Raw genomic sequence first — 20,344 nt, forward strand, 5'->3', positions numbered from 1 at the left:
CAGAGCCAAATCGAAACTTAACCAGTGGCGTGTCAATGAGGCCAACTCCGAACGTCCAGGAGGACATATCTGGTATCTGATTCGCACCAGTTCCCACGTTCCGTTTTGCGGCCTCTCCCAAACGAACCTTTTGTGGATGGCTCGATTTTAGTGTCGACGAACCTATTAGAAAAATGAGTGAGTCTGATAACCTGGTCTTACAGACACAGAGGAGAGCACTTTATGATTATTGGGTATGCGCGAGTATCGAGTAACCACCAGGACACGGAATTGCAGATGCAGGCTCTCACAGCAGCTGGATGCAAACTGATTTTTGAAGAGAAGGCATCTGGCCGTAAGACTAACCGTCCCATCCTCAAGAAGGTGGTGGACATGCTGGAACCAGGTGATGAACTGGTCATCTGGAAACTCGACCGTATTGGTCGCAACGTGCTTCATGCGCTGCTGACGTTCCAGAGCCTGGCTGAACGTAACGTTAATATTCGCTCTATTACCGACGGAGTCGACCTTAGTACAGCGAGTGGGCGGTATAATTTCCGTAATATTCTCTCAGCGGCGCAGTACGAATCGGACCTGAACAGTGAGAGGACATTAGCTGGCCTCGCAGTCGCTCGGGCTAAGGGGCGCGTGGGTGGCCGTAGACCTAAGTTTGATGATGAGCACTGGGCACAGGTTGAGGGGCTGCTTGATGCGGGATTATCGCATCGGGAGATCGCTCAGCAATTTGGTATCGGGCTATCGACTTTATACAAACGATACCCAGCCATGGGGGATGCAAGTTTGGGGTGATAAGGTCAGCGGCGATTAATTTTGCACAGTGCATAATGCAGGTTTTTGGGCTTCTGTTGGAGTGCAAAATCCAGCGCGTTTTGGTGCAAAAAAAATCGCCGCGCTACACTGCGCTCTCAATTACCACCCAACTGAAGGTACTACCTTCATCAATACCCGCTTCAATCGCCACCCAAAAATCGGCATTCGGGCGTACGGCACGGGCGTTCTCCACGCGATTTCGTGCGCCAGCGCGCGTTTCTACACTGCCAATCGGCTGTTCAGGCACGCCAGTGTCGACGGAGATAGCGTCAATATGGCAGGATCCTTCACCGTAGATCAGCTCAAATGCAGCAAGAATTGCCTGAATTTTGGCAGGATTGGTGGTAGCTGTGACAACATTGTGCATAATCAGAACAACTCATAAGATTTAACATCACCGCAGTATACGGAAGAAAGACATGTTACAGGTATACCTTGTTCGCCATGGCGAAACGCAGTGGAACGCCGAACGGCGTATTCAGGGCCAGTCTGATAGTCCGCTCACCCAGAAAGGTGAGGATCAGGCAAAGCAAGTGGGCGATCGCGTTCGCTCACTGGGGATCACCCATATCATCACCAGCGATCTTGGCCGTACCCGTCGCACTGCAGAGATCATCGCTGATGCCTGCGGTTGCGAAGTGATCGCCGACCCGCGTCTGCGTGAGCTGAATATGGGCGTGCTGGAACAGCGCCATATCGACACGTTAACGGCGGAAGAAGAAGCGTGGCGCCGTCAACTGGTCAACGGTACACCGGATGGCCGTATCCCGGAAGGGGAATCGATGCAGGAGCTGAGCGAGCGCATGCACAGCGCGCTGCAAAGCTGTCTGGAACTGCCGCCGGGAAGTCGTCCGCTGCTGGTCAGCCACGGTATCGCGCTGGGTTGCCTGGTGAGCACCATTCTCGGCCTTCCTGCGTATGCGGAGCGCCGTTTACGTCTGCGTAACTGCTCTATTTCGCGAGTTGATCACCAGCAGAGTGCCTGGCTGGCGTCGGGATGGGTGGTGGAAACCGCAGGCGACGTCTCACATCTGGACGCCCCTGCGTTAGACGAACTGCAGCGTTAACGACGAATTGGGATCAGGTATTCGCAGCGCAACTGAATTGGTGGCTCCTGGTCCCGCGCTTCGTCCTGCGGGAAGAAACGTTCGATATCCAGGCCCTTACGACGGGTCAGATTGAGCATTGGCATGCAGGTGCCGTAAAGCGTGAGGATAAATTCCTGTAGCCCCGTACCCAAACCTTCATACGTGAACATCACGTACTCGCCACCTTCCAGCGTCACCGGATGCGAATTATTCAGGTGGCCGTTAGCCATATCTGGCGTGACTGCCGTGGTGTAGAACACTTCCTGCTCATCGTCTTTTTCCAGACTCGGACGCGGCTCATGCAGGCCGTAAAGCGTTGGAGGAATAGACGGTGAATTGCCCAGAAACTCCTGCCAGAACTGCACGCGCATTTGCTGACGGAATTCGGAAATCTCTTCCAGTTTGCAGGTATAGCTTTGTGTTACCCCAACCAGCGGCGTAGCAGGCAGCGTGACAAACTCATACGGCGGCATGGTGAACTCACCCAGGCGCAGCGGCGGACGCATGCCGAAGGAGCTCCAGTCCGGCGAGCGGCGATAGAGCGCAGGCGTCAGAGCAAACTGCTTTTTGAATGCACGGGTAAAGGTTTGCTGTGAATCGAAGCGATATTGCAGCGCAATGTCTAAAATTGGGCGAGCAGTCAGGCGTAGCGCAACGGCGGATTTCGACAGACGTCGGGCGCGGATATAAGCGCCAATAGCATGACCGGTGACATCTTTGAACATCCGCTGCAAATGCCACTTGGAATAGCCCGCTTTTGCCGCAACATTATCAAGCGACAGGGGTTGATCCAGATGACCTTCCAGCCATACAAGGAGATCGCGAATAATCCCAGCCTGATCCATATAATGTCCTCGTCCTTAAAATTATAGGTGCCTGATACTAAGGTAGCGGATAATAGCATTTTTTGATGTTTTAGCATTCAGTGTTTTTTTTGTGCATTCATGCGCTTTTACATTGGGTTGCGGCGTAATATTTGTAAAGGTGTGATCTTTCAATACTTTATATCTGAAATGTTGAATAATCACTCAATCGAATCGTCAGGAATGGTAACAATATGAAATACAAGAAGTTAGTGGCGGGTCTGGTGCTGAGTGTCTGCGGTTTTAGCGCACATGCGGAACAAATTGGCTCGGTCGATACCGTTTTCAAAATGTTTGGCCCTGACCACAAAATCGTGGTCGAAGCCTTTGACGATCCGGATATCACCAACGTTACCTGCTACATCAGCCGGGCGAAAACCGGTGGCATCAAAGGTGGTTTAGGACTGGCGGAAGATACCTCCGATGCCGCGATTTCCTGCCAGCAGGTTGGCCCGATCGAACTCTCGGATAAGATCAAAAACGGGAAATCACAGGGTGAAGTGGTATTCCAGAAACGGACTTCTTTAGTCTTTAAAAAGCTGCAGGTTGTCCGCTTCTACGACAGCAAGCGTAATGCGCTGGTGTATCTCACCTATTCCGATAAAGTGGTCGATGGTTCGCCGAAAAACGCCATAAGCGCGGTGCCGATTATGCCGTGGGGCAAATAACAAGGAACGTCTATGCAACAACCGCTGATCTGGCTGGTGGAAGATGAGATAAGCATCGCGGATACGCTTATCTACATGCTTCAACAAGAGGGATTTACCGTCAGGGCGTTTGAGCGCGGCCTGCCCGCGCTGGAAGAGGCGCGGCATCGCTTGCCAGACCTGGCTATTCTTGACGTCGGCCTGCCGGACATCAGCGGTTTCGAATTGTGCCGCCAGCTGCTGGCGCGCCACGCGGCGTTGCCGGTGCTGTTTCTCACCGCGCGCAGCGACGAAGTGGACAAACTGCTGGGGCTGGAAATCGGCGCGGATGACTACGTCGCCAAGCCGTTTTCGCCGCGTGAAGTCTGCGCCCGCGTGCGCACGATCCTGCGTCGTTTGCAAAAGTTTTCCACGCCGCCTGCGCAGGTGCGCGTCGGTGATTTTCTTCTCGATGAACCCGCCGCGCAGGTGAGCTGGTGCGGCCAGCCGCTGTTGCTGACGCGCTACGAATTTCTGCTGCTGAAAACGCTGCTGCTGTCGCCAGGGCGCGTCTATTCGCGTCAGCAGCTGATGGATATCGTCTGGGGCGATGCGGCGGAAAGCTTCGATCGCACCGTGGATACGCACATCAAAACCCTGCGCGCCAAGCTGCGTGCGATCGACCCATCACGGCAGCCTATCAATACCCATCGTGGCCTCGGCTATAGTCTGGTGAAAGCCTGATGCGCATCGGCATGCGTGTACTGCTGGGCTACTTTCTGATCGTGGCGGTGGCGGGCTGGTTCGTGTTGTCGATCTTCGTGCAGGAGATCAAGCCCGGCGTGCGGCGCGCAACGGAAGGTACGCTGATTGACACCGCGACGCTGCTGGCGGCGCTGGCGCGTGATGACATGCTGGCGGGTAATCCGGCGCAGGGCAAGCTGGCACAGGCTTTTCGCCAGCTGAGCACGCAGCCGTTCCGCGCCAATATCAGCGGTATCCATAAAGTTCGCAATGAGTATCACGTCTACATGACCGATGCGCAGGGGCGGGTGGTCTTTGACTCGGCCAATATTGCCGTCGGGCAGGACTACTCCCGCTGGAACGATGTTTGGCTGACGTTGCGCGGGGAATATGGCGCGCGAAGCACCGCGCAGGACCCCAGCGATCCCGAAAGCACGGTGATGTACGTCGCCGCGCCGATTGTTGATAACGGCAGGATAATTGGCGTGCTCAGCGTCGGCAAACCGAATGCCGCCATCGCGCCGGTGATCAAGCGCAGCGAGCATCGTATGCTATGGGCGGCGGGCGCGCTGCTGGGTATTGCGCTGCTGATTGGCGGCGGCGTGATTCTGTGGATCAACCGCTCTATCGGTAAACTGGTGCACTACGCTGATTCGGTCACGCTTGAACAGCCGGTCCCGTTACCGGAACTGGGCAGCAGTGAACTGCGCAAGCTGGCGCAGGCGCTGGAAAGTATGCGCGTGAAACTGGAAGGCAAAAATTATATCGAGCAGTACGTTTATGCCCTGACGCACGAGCTTAAAAGCCCACTGGCGGCGATTCGCGGTGCGGCGGAGATCTTACGCGAAGGGCCGCCGCCGGACGTTGTTTTGCGCTTTACGGACAATATTCTTCAGCAGAACGCGCGAATGCAGGCGCTGGTAGAAACGTTGCTCCGTCAGGCGCGGCTGGAGAATCGCCAGGAGATTACGCTCATGCCGGTGTCTGTGGCGACGTTATTCAATCTGCTACAGGAATCACGTAGCGTCACGCTGGCGGCAAAACAAATTGCGCTGCATGTCGAACCGACAACCCTGAGCGTGGCGGCGGATGAAGCCCTGCTGATGCAGGCGATGGGCAATCTGCTGGATAACGCTATCGATTTTACGCCGGAGCAGGGGAGTATCACCCTTAGCGCCGATGCGCAGGGCGACAGCGTGGTGCTGAACGTTATCGATACCGGCAGCGGTATTCCTGATTTTGCCCTGCCGCGCATCTTTGAGCGTTTCTATTCGCTGCCGCGCGCCAACGGTCACAAAAGCAGTGGTCTGGGGCTGGCGTTTGTCAGCGAAGTCGCGCGTTTGCATCAGGGCGATGTCCGGCTACGTAATCGAGAGCAGGGTGGCGTGGAAGCCACGTTCACACTTCACCGTCCCTTCACATAACTTCAAACTCACCGCACATAGCCCGATTACTCTGCTGCCATTGCAAAGGAGAAGGTTATGTCGAAATCAAAATCACCGCTGGCTGTAAAAATTGTTACCCTCGTCGGCACTATGCTGTTGCTGTTAATCCCACTGATGGTGGTGAGAGGGCTGATTGTTGAACGCGCGGATTACCGCAGCGTGGTCGAAGAGGCGATCGGCCAAAGCACCAGCGGGCCACAAAAGCTGGTGGGGCCGCTGATCGCTATTCCGGTCACGGAAGTGTATAGCACACTGGAAAATAACCACGAGGTTTCGCAAAAGCGCACGTTTATACATTTCTGGCTGCCGGAATCATTGATGGTGGAGGGCAATCAGAACGTTGAACCGCGCAAAGTGGGAATCTATGAAGGGCAGGTGTGGAAGACGGACATTAACGTTAAGGCCGAATTTGATACTTCGCGGCTGGAGGCGCTCAACCGCGACAATATCACGTTAGGTAAACCGTTTATGGTGATGGCGGTGGGTGACACGCGCGGCATTGGTGCGGTGAATCCCCCGAGCCTGGACGGCACGCCGTTGCTGGTTGAGCCTGGCACCGGTATTGCCAGAGAGTCGCAGGGGTTGCACGTTCAGTTGCCGAATCTCCCCTTTACGCAGAAGAAATTTAACCTCGATTTCTCACTGGTTCTGAGTGGTACAGGCAATTTTTCGATGGTACCGCTTGGGCGGAACAGCGAGCTGGTGCTCAACAGCAACTGGCCGCATCCGAACTTTATCGGTGATTTTCTTCCCGTGACCCGCGAGGTCAGTCCCACTGGTTTTCAGGCACGCTGGCAGAGCAGCTGGTTTGCCAATAATCTGGGTGAGCGTTTCGCCGAGGCCGATAAATTTTCCTCACCAGCACTGCCTTCATTTAGCGTTTCCGTCGCGACACCCGCCGATCACTATCAGTTGACTGACCGCGCCACCAAATACGCGCTTTTGCTGATTGCCCTGACCTTTACGGCCTTCTTCGTCTTTGAAACGCTCACCGGGCGACGCATGCACCCGATGCAGTATCTGCTGGTCGGGCTGTCGCTGGTGATGTTCTACTTTTTGCTGCTGGCACTGTCGGAGCATATCGGCTTTACCCCGGCATGGGTCACCGCAAGCCTGGTCGGCGCGCTGATGAACGGCGTGTATTTGCAGGCGGTGTTGAAAAGCTGGCGCAGCAGCGTGTTGTTTACGCTGGCGTTGCTGGTGCTTGATGGCGTGATGTGGGGGCTTCTGCGTTCGGAAGAGAGTTCGTTGCTGTTGGGGACGGGCGTGTTGCTGATAGCCCTGTGCGGCGTGATGTTCCTGACGCGAAATCTTGACTGGTATGCGCTGGGTTTGCCAAAAGCTCCGAAACTGCCGGAAAGTGATGAGTTACGAATCTGGAAATAAGACTTTCAGGCCCGGGTAAGCGAAGCGCCGCCGGGCAACATCTGGATAACCGCAGAAACGAAAACGGCGCTTAACGCGCCGTTTTTAATTATTCCTGCAGTTCGCCGCAGAAGCGGTAACCTTCACCATGGATGGTGGCAATGATTTCCGGCGTGTCCGGCGTAGATTCGAAATGCTTACGAATACGACGAATGGTCACGTCAACGGTACGGTCATGCGGCTTCAGCTCGCGACCGGTCATTTTTTTCAGCAGTTCAGCACGAGACTGAATTTTGCCTGGGTTTTCGCAGAAGTGCAGCATCGCGCGGAATTCGCTACGCGGCAGCTTATACTGCTCACCGTTAGGGCTCACCAGAGAACGACTGTTGATGTCCAGTTCCCAACCGTTGAACTTGTAGCTTTCCACGCTGCGACGTTCTTCGCTGACGGTACCCAGGTTCATGGTACGAGAAAGCAGGTTACGCGCACGGATGGTCAGTTCACGCGGGTTGAACGGTTTGGTGATGTAATCGTCAGCACCGATTTCCAGGCCGAGGATTTTGTCGACTTCATTGTCGCGTCCGGTCAGGAACATCAGCGCTACGTTTGCTTGCTCGCGCAGTTCGCGTGCCAGCAGAAGGCCGTTTTTCCCTGGCAGGTTGATATCCATGATCACCAGGTTGATATCATTTTCAGAGAGGATCTGATGCATTTCCGCGCCATCGGTCGCTTCGAAAACATCGTAGCCTTCTGCTTCGAAAATACTTTTTAACGTGTTGCGTGTTACCAACTCGTCTTCAACGATAAGAATGTGCGGGGTCTGCATGTTTGCTACCTAAATTGCCAACTAAATCGAAACAGGAAGTACAAAAGTCCCTGACCTGCCTGATGCATGTCGTAAATTAACATCACCGGCGTAACATGACTAAAGTACGTAATTGCGTTCTTGATGCACTTTCCATCAACGTCAACAACATCATTAGCTTGGTCGTGGGTACTTTCCCTCTGGACCCGACAGTGTCAAAAACGGTTGTCATCCTAACCATTTTAACAGCAACATAACAGGCTAAGAGGCGCCAGACAGCCAATAAACCTACGCTTCGTTGACATATATCAAGTTCAATTGTAGCACGTTAACAGTTTGGTGAAATCATCGCTGCTAAATGCTAACGCTTATCACATTTTTTCCACAACTCAATTAGTTGCGTAGATTAACTGATAAATGCGTTGAATCCAATGGTGATGAGCTAAACAGCACGAAAATAGTATTTATAAACATGAGGATATATAAGCTCTGTTAACATTAAAGCACATAGTTTCCATCATGAATAGTTTAGTATCTTTTATATGTTATGAAACATCATTTCAGTGATTTTTGTTGCAATTTTGTAAATTCGCGCTGCGCAATATGTTGAACTACATCACATTTTTGCCGCGTCACCCGTGAGAAAGAGAACTTTAAATGCGCTTATCGATAGTGCTGGTTTCACCAGCAAGAGCTGAAAATATCGGCGCCGCCGCAAGAGCCATGAAAACCATGGGGTTTAGCGACCTGCGTATCGTGGATAGCGAGGCCCACCTGGAGCCAGCAACCCGCTGGGTCGCACATGGTTCTGGCGATATCATTGATAACATCACCTGCTATTCCACCCTTGCCGATGCGCTGCATGACGTTGATTTTACTGTCGCTACGACCGCACGCAGCCGGGCAAAGTTCCATTACTACGCCACGCCGCAGGAACTTTTGCCGATGCTTGTGGAAAAATCGCAGTGGATGGGACACGCCGCGCTGGTGTTTGGCCGCGAAGATTCCGGGCTAACCAATGATGAACTGGCGCTGGCTGACGTGCTGACCGGCGTGCCGATGGTGGCGGATTACCCGTCGCTGAACCTCGGCCAGGCGGTGATGGTGTACTGCTATCAACTCTCTTCCCTGTTGCAGCATTCGCCGCAACCGCTAACTTCCGGCGGTGAAAATCAGCTCCAGGCATTACGTGCGCGAATCACGGCGCTGCTGTCTCAACTTGAGGTCGCCGATGATGTAAAACTGGCTGACTGGCTGCAACAACGAATCGGCTTACTTGAACAGCGCGATACGGCAATGTTGCATCGTTTGCTGCATGATATTGAAAAAAAACTCACAGAGTAAAATTCTGTTAGTTTTTTGCTTTACGGTGAAAGTGTCTGCTTTGTTACGGTGGTGTTGGGTTTAAAGGTTGAAAATTCCCGCCCTGACGGCGGGTTGTGAAGTGGTTGCGAAACGTGACGAACTTAAAAATTCGTTGACTTAAGCGGGCAGATACTTTAACCAATATAGGTACAGCGCACAGACAGCGTAAAAATAACAGAGCACACAACATCCATGATTCGCATCAGCATGATTATCACCATGACAACCACCACTATTACCACAGGTAACGGTGCGGGCTGACGCGTACAGGAAACACAGAAAAAAGCCCGCACCTAAACAGTGCGGGCTTTTTTTTCGACCAAAGGTAACGAGGTAACAACCATGCGAGTCTTGAAGTTCGGCGGTACATCAGTGGCAAATGCAGAACGTTTTCTGCGTGTTGCCGATATCCTGGAGAGCAACGCCAGGCAGGGGCAGGTAGCGACCGTGCTCTCTGCCCCGGCGAAAATCACTAATCACCTGGTGGCGATGATCGAAAAAACCATCGGCGGGGTGGATGCCCTTTCCAATATCGACGACGCTGAACGCATTTTTTCCGAACTTCTTCAGGGGCTTGCTGCGGCCCAGCCGGGGTTCCCGCTGGTTGAACTCAAACAAACGGTCGACAGCGAATTTGCCCAAATCAAACACATTCTGCATGGTATCAGCCTGCTGGGTCAGTGCCCGGACGGCGTAAACGCCGGGCTGATTTGCCGGGGCGAAAAACTCTCTATCGCCATCATGGCGGGGCTGCTGCGTGCTCGCGGCCACAACGTGACGGTTATCGATCCGGTCGAAAAACTGCTGGCGACGGGCCATTACCTCGAATCTACCGTCGATATCGCCGAATCCACCCGCCGTATCGCCGCCAGCCAGATCCCGGCTGACCATATGATCCTGATGGCCGGGTTCACCGCAGGCAATGAGAAGGGCGAACTGGTTGTGCTGGGGCGTAATGGCTCTGATTACTCCGCCGCCGTGCTGGCTGCCTGTTTGCGTGCCGACTGTTGTGAAATCTGGACCGATGTCGATGGCGTGTATACCTGCGACCCGAGACAGGTGCCCGACGCCCGCCTGCTGAAGAGTATGTCGTATCAGGAGGCCATGGAGCTCTCCTACTTCGGCGCGAAAGTCCTTCACCCTCGTACCATTGCCCCTATCGCTCAATTCCAGATCCCTTGCCTGATTAAAAACACCGGAAACCCACAAGCGCCAGGTACGCTAATTGGCGGCAGCAGCGCGGAAGATGATTTACCGGTGAAAGGCATTTCTAACCTCAACAACATGGCGATGTTCAGCGTTTCCGGCCCCGGCATGAAGGGCATGGTAGGCATGGCGGCGCGCGTGTTCGCCACCATGTCGCGCGCGGGTATCTCCGTGGTGTTGATCACTCAATCATCGTCCGAGTACAGCATCAGTTTCTGCGTGCCGCAAAGCGATTGCGCGCGGGCGAAGAAGGCGATGGAAGATGAGTTCTATCTGGAGCTGAAAGAAGGGCTGCTGGAGCCGCTGGCGATCATGGAGCGCCTGGCGATTATCTCTGTCGTCGGCGACGGTATGCGTACCCTGCGCGGGATCTCGGCGAAGTTCTTTGCCGCGCTGGCGCGCGCCAATATCAACATCGTGGCGATTGCCCAGGGCTCGTCTGAGCGCTCGATTTCCGTGGTGGTCAGCAACGACGATGCCACTACCGGCGTGCGCGTCACGCATCAGATGCTGTTCAACACCGACCAGGTGATTGAAGTGTTTGTGGTTGGCGTCGGTGGCGTCGGCGGGGCGCTGCTGGAGCAAATCAAGCGCCAGCAGGCATGGCTGAAAAACAAACATATCGACCTGCGCGTGTGCGGCGTGGCTAATTCAAAAGCGCTGCTCACCAGTGTGCACGGCCTGAATCTTGAAAACTGGCAGGCGGAACTGGCAGAAGCAAAAGAGCCGTTTAACCTTGGCCGCCTGATTCGCCTGGTGAAAGAGTATCACCTGCTCAATCCGGTGATTGTTGACTGTACCTCCAGCCAGGCTGTTGCCGATCAATATGCTGACTTCCTGCGCGAAGGCTTCCACGTGGTCACGCCGAACAAAAAGGCGAACACCTCGTCGATGGATTACTATCACCAGCTGCGCCACGCGGCAGAGAAATCGCGGCGTAAATTCCTCTACGACACCAACGTCGGCGCGGGCCTGCCGGTGATCGAAAACCTGCAAAACCTGCTTAATGCGGGTGATGAGCTGCAACGCTTCTCCGGCATTCTTTCCGGCTCCCTGTCGTTTATCTTCGGCAAGCTGGATGAAGGCATGAGTTTCTCTGAAGCAACAAAAGTGGCGCGCGAAATGGGCTATACCGAACCCGACCCGCGTGATGACCTCTCAGGGATGGACGTGGCGCGTAAGCTACTTATTTTAGCCCGCGAAACCGGACGTAGCCTCGAATTGAGTGATATGGTGGTGGAGTCGGTGCTGCCGGAAAGCTTTGATGCTTCAGGCGATACTGAAAGCTTTATGGTGCGTCTGCCGCAGTTGGATGACGAATTTTCCGCCCGCGTGGCGAAAGCGCGCGATGAAGGTAAAGTGCTGCGCTACGTCGGTAACATTGACGAAGACGGCGTGTGCCGCGTGAAGATCGACGCCGTTGACGGTAACGATCCGCTCTACAAAGTCAAAAACGGCGAGAACGCGCTGGCGTTTTACAGCCACTATTATCAACCGCTGCCGCTGGTTCTGCGCGGCTACGGTGCGGGGAACGACGTCACGGCCGCCGGGGTGTTCGCTGACCTGTTACGTACCCTGTCATGGAAGTTAGGAGTTTAAGATGGTCAAAGTATATGCCCCGGCTTCCAGTGCCAATATGAGCGTCGGGTTCGATGTATTAGGCGCGGCGGTGACGCCCATCGACGGCAGCCTGTTGGGCGATAACGTGTCGGTAGACGCGGCGGAAAGCTTCAGTCTGCGTAATGTCGGGCGTTTTGCCGATAAATTACCGACTGAGCCAAAAGAGAATATCGTTTATCAGTGCTGGGAACGTTACTGCCAGGAAATCGGTAAAACCGTTCCGGTGGCGATGACACTCGAAAAAAACATGCCGATTGGTTCCGGGCTGGGTTCCAGCGCCTGTTCCGTGGTGGCGGCGCTGGTGGCGCTGAATGAATTCTGCGGTAAGCCGCTGGACGAAACCCGCATGCTGGCCCTGATGGGCGAGATGGAAGGGCGTATCTCCGGCAGCGTGCATTACGATAACGTTGCGCCGTGCTATCTGGGCGGCATGCAACTAATGATCGAGGAAAACGGCATCATCAGCCAGCAGGTTCCGGGGTTTGATGAATGGCTGTGGGTGCTGGCATACCCCGGTATCAAAGTATCGACGGCGGAAGCGCGGGCGATTTTGCCCGCCCAGTATCGCCGTCAGGACTGTATTGCGCATGGCCGCCATCTGGCCGGTTTTATTCATGCCTGTTATTCCCGCCAGCCTCTGCTGGCGGCGAAATTGATGAAAGATGTGATTGCCGAACCGTATCGCACCAAACTGCTGCCAGGCTTCAGCCAGGCGCGCCAGGCGGTGGCGGAGATTGGCGCACTCGCCTGTGGTATTTCCGGTTCCGGGCCGACGCTGTTCGCCCTGTGTGATAAACCAGATACCGCGCAGCGCGTGGCCGACTGGCTGGGCAAACATTATCTGCAAAATCAGGAAGGCTTCGTTCATATTTGCCGGCTGGACACGGCGGGCGCACGAGTAGTGGGATAACCGATGAAACTCTATAACTTAAAAGATCACAACGAGCAGGTCAGCTTCGCGCAGGCCATCACCCAGGGCCTGGGCAAGAATCAGGGGCTGTTTTTCCCGCACGACCTGCCGGAGTTCAACCTCACTGAGGTGGATGAGATGCTGGAAATGGACTTCGTGCCGCGCAGCGCGAAAATCCTCTCCGCGTTCATCGGCGATGAAATCCCGCAGGAGTTGCTGGAAGAGCGCGTTCGCGCAGCCTTTGCCTTCCCGGCGCCGGTAAGCCAGGTGCAGGAAGACGTCGGCTGTCTGGAGCTGTTCCACGGCCCGACCCTGGCATTTAAAGACTTTGGTGGTCGCTTTATGGCGCAGATGCTGACCCATATCAGCGGCGACAAACCGGTTACCATTCTGACCGCAACGTCTGGCGATACTGGCGCGGCGGTGGCGCATGCGTTTTATGGCCTGCCAAACGTACGCGTGGTTATCCTTTACCCGCGCGGCAAAATCAGCCCGTTGCAGGAAAAACTGTTCTGTACCCTGGGCGGCAACATTGAAACTGTGGCCATCGACGGCGATTTCGATGCCTGCCAGGCGTTGGTGAAACAAGCCTTCGACGACGAAGAGCTGAAAGTGGCGCTGGGGCTTAACTCGGCTAACTCCATTAACATCAGCCGCCTGCTGGCGCAGATTTGCTACTACTTCGAAGCGGTCGCGCAACTGCCGCAGGAAGCCCGTAATCAACTGGTGGTCTCTGTGCCAAGCGGTAACTTCGGTGACCTGACCGCAGGCTTGCTGGCGAAATCCCTTGGCCTGCCCGTAAAACGCTTTATCGCTGCCACTAACGTCAATGATACCGTGCCGCGCTTCCTGCAACAGGGCGAATGGGCACCGAAATCGACGCAGGCGACGCTGTCTAATGCCATGGATGTCAGCCAGCCGAACAACTGGCCGCGCGTGGAAGAGCTGTTCCGCCGTAAAATCTGGCGTCTGAACGAGCTGGGCTATGCCGCCGTGGATGATGAAACCACCAAAGCGACCATGCGCGAACTGCGTGGGCTGGGGTATTTGTCTGAACCTCACGCGGCGGTGGCTTACCGCGCGCTGCGCGATCAGCTCAACCCAGGCGAATATGGTCTGTTCCTTGGCACGGCGCATCCGGCGAAGTTTAAAGAGAGCGTGGAAGAAATTTTGCAGGAAACACTGCCGCTGCCGAAAGAACTGGCGGACCGTGCCGATCTGCCGCTGCTCTCCCATAACCTGCCGGCGGATTTTGCCGCGCTGCGCCAGTTGATGATGAGTCAGGCGTAATCCACAGGTGTCCTCTCCTGATTGCCCGCTAAGCGGGCAATTGTGGAGAGAATGTGGACGGAAAAAGCAGGAAAAACGCAGGAATTACCAATAGATGCGGGCCATCACAGAATAGGATTGCGGAGAATAACAACCGTCGTCCTATAAGGTTATTCTTATCTCATAGGCCGAAAGGCAGATGATGAATGAGGAATAACCTATGTCGAAGTTGAAACCTGTGATCCTTGCACTGTCTATGATGCTGGCGGCTCCGGCGATGGTTCATGCAGCAGAAATCACCCTGATCCCTGCTGTGAAGCTCCAGATTGGCGATCGCGATAATAACGGTAATTACTGGGATGGCGGCCACTGGCGCGACCGTGATTACTGGAATAACCACTATGAGTGGCGCGATAACCGCTGGCATGCGCATAACCCGCCAAAACCACCGAAACCGCATCATGATAATCGTGACAAGCACAAACATAACGATAACCATGGCGGCCCCGGTAATCACGGTGGCAAGAATGATTATCGCCCCGGCCAGGGGAACGGCCATCGTTAATGCTTCTACGGCGCGGTATTTACCGCGCCGTTTTGTTTATGCCTGCTCGTGACGCTTAAACACCAGTTCATCCGTCGTGGATGATGCCTCATCAAAGAAATACCCTTCACTGTTAAACGTCGACAGCTGTTCCGGCTTCGTCAGGCGGTTCTCAATCATAAAGCGGCTCATCAGCCCGCGCGCTTTCTTGGCGTAGAAGCTAATGACTTTGAACTTGCCGTTTTTTTCATCGAGGAAGACCGGCTTAATAATGCGGCCCTTAAGCGCCTTCGGTTTTACCGATTTGAAATACTCATCGGACGCCAGATTGACCACGATATCATCGCCCTGTGAGTCCAGCGCCGAATTCAGTTTTTCCGTGATGATGTCGCCCCAGAACTGGTACAGGTCTTTCCCGCGAGTGTTCTCCAGACGAATCCCCATCTCAAGACGATAAGGCTGCATTAAATCCAGCGGGCGCAGTACGCCGTACAGGCCGGAAAGCATGCGCAGGTGTTTCTGGGCGAAATCGAAATCCGCCTCGCTGAAGGTTTCTGCCTGCAGGCCCGTGTAGACGTCGCCTTTAAAGGCCAGTATCGCCTGGCGGGCGTTGTCCGGCGTGAAATCAGGTTGCCAGTCGTGGAAACGGGTGGCGTTGAGATCCGCCAGCTTGTCACTAATGCCCATCAGCTTTTTGATTTGCGGCGCGGAAAGTTTCCGCGCTTCGCGAATCAGCTGTTGAGAGTGGTCCAGCAGCTCGGGCTGGGTGTAGCGCGTGGTCGCCAGCTCGCTTTGATAATCGAGCGTCTTCGCGGGGGAGATCAGAATCAGCATATCCAGTCCTTACTAAAAATTTCACTCAACTTTAACAAAAAAAGCGGGTGAGCGGATCGATTGCTGTGATTGCCGCGCTATTCGCGCGGCGGCTCATCCCACGCGCCAGGGGCCAGCTGCTGTTCGATATCCGGATAATAGCGGGCATTGAACACCGGCTGCACGCCCAGTTTTCGCTGGCGCAGATAGTCGCGGGCAATGATGCGCACTACCGGAGAAAGCAGTAACAAGGCTGTCAGGTTGGTGATTGCCATGAGCGCCATAATGACGTCTGCCAGTTGCCAGATTACTGGCATACTCAACAGGCTACCCGCCAGCACCATAAGAAGGGTGACTACCCTCAAAATCCAAACGGTTACGCGGTTGTGCAGGCGTAAGAAAACCAGGTTGTTTTTGGCGTAGAGATAGTTTGCGACGATGGACGTTATGGCAAAGAGCACCATGATAAAGGCCACAAAACCTGCACCCCAGTCGCCAACCAACATATTCATCGACTGTTGGATCAGGTGAACACCGCTGTGAGTCACTATTTCAGTATCGTGGCCGGAGAGTAAAACGACCATTGCACTGGCGGTACAGATGATAACAGTATCGATAAATACCCCAATCATTTGGACGATGCCCTGAGCCGCAGGATGCGGTGGCCAGGAGGCTGCTGCTGCCGCAATATTAGGCGTAGAACCCATGCCGGCTTCATTAGAGAACATCCCGCGCTGAAAACCGTTAGTAATAGCCTGACTGATGGTGTATCCCACTGCGCCCGAGGCGGCTTCCTGCCAGCCAAAGGCACTGCGCACGATCATTTCGATAAGTGCCGGGATCTCCACGATGTGCCAGAGACTGATGATGAGACTGGCGCCGACCCACAGAATGGCCATCAGTGGTGCCAGCCATTGCATCATGCGCGCGAGTTGCCTCAGGCTACGTGTTATCAACAGCATAACGGCGATCCCGGCGATGATCCCGGTGGCGAGCTTCGGCGTATCGAAAGCAAATTCCAGCGAGCGGGCCATCGAATTGGCCTGAACAGTATTGAAGATCAGGCCATAAGCCAGCAGCAGGAAAATCGAAAAGACCACGCCCATCCAGCGCATGCCTAATCCGCGCTCCATGTACCATGCGGGGCCGCCGCGAAAATGTCCCGCGTCGTCTTTTTCTTTATAGAGTTGCGCCAGTGAAGACTCGGCGAAGCTACTGGCCATACCGACGATGGCTGAAACCCACATCCAGAAGACCGCCCCGGGCCCACCGACGGTAATGGCGATGGCGACGCCCGCCAGATTGCCGCTGCCAACGCGTGCGGCCAGGCTGACGCATAATACCTGGAAAGAGGTTAACCCCCCTTTTTGCGGCGTCAGGCTACCTTTCAGACTTTTGCCAAACTGGCGGATATAGCGAAACTGTACGTAACCGGTACGCCAGGTAAACCAGACTCCGCATCCGAGGAGCAGGTAGATCATCACGGAACCCCAAAGGATTTCGCCGATAAAAGAAAGGAAATCAGGCATTAAACGTCCTCTTGTTTATGCCGAAACAGGGGCCCAATGTGCAAAATGACCGCGAAAAGCACGATTCGATTCAGCCCGTGTAAGCGTTACCAATTTAAGGGCAAACCATTGCCAGCCCTGAATGTTGAATGAATCAGTTTATCATACTCTGCGCTCTCTGGACTCCGGCAGTTGCGCTGACGTTGGGGCGTGATATCATCGAAGAAGACCGGTTACATCCCCCTAACAGCTGTTTAAAGAGAAACACTATCATGACGGACAAATTGACATCTCTACGTCAGTACACAACCGTAGTGGCTGACACCGGAGACATCGCGGCGATGAAGCTGTATCAGCCTCAGGATGCGACAACTAACCCTTCTCTGATTCTGGGCGCCGCTCAGATCCCTGAGTATCGTAAACTGATCGACGAAGCGATTGCCTGGGCGCGTAGCCAGAGCAGCGATCGCGCGCAGCAGGTTGTCGATGCTACCGATAAGCTGGCCGTAAACATTGGCCTGGAAATCCTGAAACTGGTCCCGGGCCGTATCTCCACCGAAGTGGATGCGCGCCTTTCCTATGACACCGATGCGTCTATCGCCAAAGCAAAACGTCTGATCAAGCTTTACAACGATGCTGGCATCAGCAACGACCGTATTCTGATCAAACTGGCGTCCACCTGGCAGGGCATTCGTGCCGCTGAGCAGCTGGAAAAAGACGGTATCAACTGTAACCTGACGCTGCTGTTCTCCTTCGCACAGGCTCGCGCTTGCGCCGAAGCGGGCGTGTTCCTGATCTCCCCGTTCGTGGGCCGTATTCTTGACTGGTATAAAACCAATACCGACAAGAAAGAGTACGCACCGGCTGAAGATCCGGGCGTGGTTTCCGTGAGCGAAATCTACGAATATTACAAACAGCACGGCTACGAAACTGTCGTGATGGGCGCAAGCTTCCGTAATATCGGCGAAATTCTGGAACTGGCTGGCTGTGACCGCCTGACCATCGCTCCGGCACTGCTGAAAGAGCTGGCTGAAAGCGAAGGCGCTATCGAGCGTAAACTGGCTTACACCGGCGAAGTGAAAGCGCGTCCGGCGCGTATCACTGAGTCTGAGTTCCTGTGGCAGCACAACCAGGACCCGATGGCCGTTGATAAACTGGCGGAAGGTATCCGTAAGTTTGCTATCGACCAGGAAAAACTGGAAAAAATGATCGGCGACCTGCTGTAATTCAGCCTTAGGTTCCGCATAAATAACCCGCGCTTCGTTATGAAGGCGGGTTATTTTTTTATCTGTGTCATGCGATCGCCCGTTATTCCCGTGTATCATTTCGCCTAACAGTACAAGTTTGAACGGAATGACTATGAACACTTTACGTATCGGCCTGGTGTCAATCTCTGACCGCGCATCCAGCGGCGTTTATCAGGATAAAGGTATCCCGGCCCTCGAAGCGTGGCTCGGCAAAACGCTGACCACCCCTTTTGATCTCCAGACGCGCCTGATCCCCGATGAACAACCTATCATTGAGCAAACCCTGTGCGAGCTGGTGGATGAAATGAGCTGTCATCTGGTGCTGACGACTGGCGGTACGGGTCCGGCGCGTCGCGACGTCACGCCGGATGCCACGCTGGCGATTGCCGACCGGGTGATGCCGGGCTTTGGCGAACAAATGCGTCAGGTGAGCCTGCACTTTGTGCCTACCGCAATCCTCTCCCGCCAGGTTGGCGTGATCCGCAAACAGGCGTTAATCCTTAATCTGCCGGGTCAGCCGAAAGCGATTGAGGAAACGCTGGAAGGCGTTAAAGACGCGGAAGGAAAAGTGTTGGTCAACGGTATCTTTGCCAGCGTGCCCTACTGTATACAGCTGCTGGAAGGGCCGTACATTGAAACCGACAGCCAGGTGGTAGCAGCTTTTCGCCCGAAAAGCGCGCGTCGCGAAACGAACGCCTGAAAGTAACGCATTCATGAGATAACCTTCCGCTCCGCTGGAGTGGCAATTTCCTTACGGTATATTAACTTTTAGTTTACATATGCCGTAAGGGGCGAAGGTTTCATGTCACACTACGCACGACCTCTCAATCGACAGGATTATAAAACCCTGACGCTCGCCGCGCTCGGCGGGGCGCTGGAGTTTTACGATTTCATCATTTTCGTCTTCTTCGCTGCCGTCATTGGCGAGCTTTTCTTCCCGGCTGATATCCCCGAATGGCTACGCCAGGTGCAAACCTTTGGTATCTTCGCGGCGGGGTATCTGGCGCGCCCGCTGGGCGGCATTGTGATGGCGCATTTCGGTGACATTGTCGGGCGTAAGAAGATGTTTACCCTGAGTATTCTGCTGATGGCCCTGCCAACGCTGGCGATGGGCCTGCTGCCCACCTACGCCAGCGCCGGGCTTGCCGCGCCGTTGCTTCTGTTGTTGATGCGCATTCTTCAGGGGGCGGCTATTGGCGGCGAAGTGCCGGGGGCGTGGGTGTTTGTCGCGGAACATGTACCTGCGCGGCGTATTGGTATCGCCTGCGGAACGCTGACGGCAGGGCTGACGGTTGGCATTTTACTTGGCTCCGTGGTGGCGACGTTAATTAACACCAATATGACGACGCAAACAATTCACGATGGTGGCTGGCGAATTCCGTTCCTGCTGGGCGGCGCATTTGGCCTGGTGGCGATGTACCTGCGGCGCTGGTTGCAGGAGACGCCCATTTTTCTCGAAATGCAGCAGCGTAAGACGCTGGCGCAGGAACTGCCGGTGAAGGCTGTGGTGGTCCGCCACCGGAAAGCCGTGGTGGTATCGATGCTGCTGACCTGGCTGCTCTCCGCCGGGATTGTGGTGGTGATCCTGATGTCGCCGGTCTGGCTGCAAAAGCACTACGGCTTTGCACCTGCCCTGACGCTTCAGGCTAACAGTCTGGCGACCGTGATGCTTTGCATCGGTTGTCTGCTCGCCGGTCTGGCGGCGGACCGATGGGGAGCCAGTCGCACCTTTATCCTCGGCAGCCTGCTGCTGGGGGGCTCCAGCTGGATTTTCTATCATTTTGCCGGGCTCAGTGTGGTGCATCTGTTTGGGCTTTATGGGCTGGTCGGTTTGTGCGTCGGCGTGGTCGGCGCGGTGCCTTACGTCATGGTGCGCGCGTTTCCTCCGGCGGTGCGTTTTAGCGGGATCTCCTTTTCGTATAACGTCTCGTACGCCATCTTTGGCGGCCTGACGCCTGTGGTGGTGACGTTACTGATGAGCGTCTCGCCGCTGGCTCCGGCATGGTACGTACTGGCGTTGTCGCTACTGGGGCTGGTTCTGGGGATAGCGTTGCGCCAGGATGCGCAGGAGGAGGGTAATTACGAGCAGGCTTCCAGATTAGATACGCATTCCTGA

General features: G+C 54.9%; 19 protein-coding genes, 1 pseudogene and 1 other annotated feature. Of the genes and pseudogenes, 15 read left to right on the forward strand and 5 right to left on the reverse strand.

The window, feature by feature from the left end; translation table 11 throughout:
• Positions 1-222: 222 nt before the first annotated feature.
• Positions 223-789 carry a recombinase family protein gene (locus ACWWFX_RS13865; protein ID WP_473224065.1) on the forward strand — a complete coding sequence of 189 codons (567 nt, stop codon included), beginning with the start codon at positions 223-225 and terminating at the stop codon, positions 787-789.
• A 109-nt stretch (positions 790-898) separates the two neighbouring features.
• Here ACWWFX_RS13865 and ACWWFX_RS13870 read toward each other — a convergent pair.
• Positions 899-1,177, reverse strand: a pseudogene (locus ACWWFX_RS13870) (DUF84 family protein); the annotation flags it as partial.
• Between the two features lie 52 nt (positions 1,178-1,229).
• Between ACWWFX_RS13870 and gpmB the strand changes: the two are divergent.
• Positions 1,230-1,877, forward strand: a complete 648-nt coding sequence (gene gpmB, locus ACWWFX_RS13875; protein WP_015966010.1) for a 2,3-diphosphoglycerate-dependent phosphoglycerate mutase GpmB — start codon at positions 1,230-1,232, stop codon at positions 1,875-1,877.
• Here gpmB and robA read toward each other — a convergent pair.
• A complete protein-coding gene (gene robA, locus ACWWFX_RS13880) occupies positions 1,874-2,743 on the reverse strand; it encodes an MDR efflux pump AcrAB transcriptional activator RobA (RefSeq protein WP_108475467.1) in 870 nt (289 codons plus the stop codon). The two genes, gpmB and robA, sit on opposite strands and share 4 nt — an antisense overlap.
• 212 nt (positions 2,744-2,955) lie before the next feature.
• Here robA and creA point away from each other — a divergent pair, with 212 nt between their 5' ends.
• The 4 genes from creA to creD are packed head-to-tail and all read left to right on the forward strand — an operon-like array spanning position 2,956 to position 6,962.
• On the forward strand, positions 2,956-3,429 hold the full coding sequence (creA, locus tag ACWWFX_RS13885; RefSeq protein WP_015966008.1) for a protein CreA: 474 nt from the start codon (positions 2,956-2,958) through the stop codon (positions 3,427-3,429).
• A 12-nt stretch (positions 3,430-3,441) separates the two neighbouring features.
• Entirely contained in the window at positions 3,442-4,131 is a 690-nt protein-coding gene (creB, locus tag ACWWFX_RS13890; RefSeq protein WP_473224066.1) for a two-component system response regulator CreB, read from the forward strand.
• Entirely contained in the window at positions 4,131-5,555 is a 1,425-nt protein-coding gene (gene creC / locus ACWWFX_RS13895; protein ID WP_276221910.1) for a two-component system sensor histidine kinase CreC, read from the forward strand. The genes creB and creC overlap by 1 nt, the downstream gene beginning before the upstream one ends.
• A 57-nt stretch (positions 5,556-5,612) precedes the next feature.
• A complete protein-coding gene (gene creD / locus ACWWFX_RS13900) occupies positions 5,613-6,962 on the forward strand; it encodes a cell envelope integrity protein CreD (RefSeq protein WP_276221912.1) in 1,350 nt (449 codons plus the stop codon).
• A gap of 88 nt (positions 6,963-7,050) precedes the next feature.
• On the opposite strand, the gene arcA is transcribed toward creD, so the two are convergent.
• Positions 7,051-7,767, reverse strand: a complete 717-nt coding sequence (arcA, locus tag ACWWFX_RS13905; RefSeq protein ID WP_015966004.1) for a two-component system response regulator ArcA — start codon at positions 7,765-7,767, stop codon at positions 7,051-7,053.
• A gap of 95 nt (positions 7,768-7,862) precedes the next feature.
• On the opposite strand from arcA, the gene yjjY reads away from it, so the two are divergent.
• The 6 genes from yjjY to ACWWFX_RS13935 all read left to right on the forward strand — a co-directional run bounded on the left by yjjY (position 7,863) and on the right by ACWWFX_RS13935 (position 14,681).
• Positions 7,863-8,003 carry a YjjY family protein gene (yjjY, locus tag ACWWFX_RS13910; protein WP_001622273.1) on the forward strand — a complete coding sequence of 47 codons (141 nt, stop codon included), beginning with the start codon at positions 7,863-7,865 and terminating at the stop codon, positions 8,001-8,003.
• Positions 8,004-8,403: 400 nt separating this feature from the next.
• Positions 8,404-9,090: a tRNA/rRNA methyltransferase gene (locus tag ACWWFX_RS13915; RefSeq protein ID WP_276221916.1), complete on the forward strand. Its 687-nt coding sequence runs from the start codon at positions 8,404-8,406 to the stop codon at positions 9,088-9,090.
• A gap of 220 nt (positions 9,091-9,310) precedes the next feature.
• Positions 9,311-9,428, forward strand: a sequence feature (Thr leader region).
• 25 nt (positions 9,429-9,453) lie between these two features.
• A complete protein-coding gene (gene thrA / locus ACWWFX_RS13920; RefSeq protein ID WP_473224067.1) occupies positions 9,454-11,916 on the forward strand; it encodes a bifunctional aspartate kinase/homoserine dehydrogenase I in 2,463 nt (820 codons plus the stop codon).
• A gap of 1 nt (position 11,917) precedes the next feature.
• Positions 11,918-12,847, forward strand: a complete 930-nt coding sequence (gene thrB / locus ACWWFX_RS13925) for a homoserine kinase (RefSeq protein WP_276221920.1) — start codon at positions 11,918-11,920, stop codon at positions 12,845-12,847.
• Positions 12,848-12,850: 3 nt separating this feature from the next.
• Positions 12,851-14,137, forward strand: a complete 1,287-nt coding sequence (thrC, locus tag ACWWFX_RS13930) for a threonine synthase (protein WP_276221922.1) — start codon at positions 12,851-12,853, stop codon at positions 14,135-14,137.
• A gap of 199 nt (positions 14,138-14,336) precedes the next feature.
• Positions 14,337-14,681 carry a DUF2502 domain-containing protein gene (locus ACWWFX_RS13935; RefSeq protein WP_473224068.1) on the forward strand — a complete coding sequence of 115 codons (345 nt, stop codon included), beginning with the start codon at positions 14,337-14,339 and terminating at the stop codon, positions 14,679-14,681.
• Positions 14,682-14,717: 36 nt separating this feature from the next.
• Here ACWWFX_RS13935 and yaaA read toward each other — a convergent pair whose 3' ends face one another.
• Both yaaA and ACWWFX_RS13945 read right to left on the reverse strand, forming a co-directional pair.
• Entirely contained in the window at positions 14,718-15,494 is a 777-nt protein-coding gene (gene yaaA / locus ACWWFX_RS13940; protein ID WP_473224069.1) for a peroxide stress protein YaaA, read from the reverse strand.
• Between the two features lie 77 nt (positions 15,495-15,571).
• Complete coding sequence (locus ACWWFX_RS13945) at positions 15,572-17,002, reverse strand: alanine/glycine:cation symporter family protein (protein WP_276221927.1); 1,431 nt, start codon at positions 17,000-17,002, stop codon at positions 15,572-15,574.
• Positions 17,003-17,253: 251 nt separating this feature from the next.
• Here ACWWFX_RS13945 and tal point away from each other — a divergent pair, with 251 nt between their 5' ends.
• The 3 genes from tal to ACWWFX_RS13960 all read left to right on the forward strand — a co-directional run bounded on the left by tal (position 17,254) and on the right by ACWWFX_RS13960 (position 20,344).
• The gene (gene tal / locus ACWWFX_RS13950) at positions 17,254-18,207 is read left to right on the forward strand and encodes a transaldolase (protein WP_276221929.1); all 954 of its coding nucleotides are present in this window, start codon (positions 17,254-17,256) and stop codon (positions 18,205-18,207) included.
• A 133-nt stretch (positions 18,208-18,340) separates the two neighbouring features.
• Positions 18,341-18,928, forward strand: coding sequence for a molybdopterin adenylyltransferase (mog, locus tag ACWWFX_RS13955; protein ID WP_473224070.1), 588 nt, complete (start codon positions 18,341-18,343; stop codon positions 18,926-18,928).
• A gap of 102 nt (positions 18,929-19,030) precedes the next feature.
• Positions 19,031-20,344: an MFS transporter gene (locus ACWWFX_RS13960; RefSeq protein ID WP_473224071.1), complete on the forward strand. Its 1,314-nt coding sequence runs from the start codon at positions 19,031-19,033 to the stop codon at positions 20,342-20,344.

The sequence above is a fragment of the Pseudocitrobacter sp. 2023LY-00077 genome, assembly GCF_055796175.1.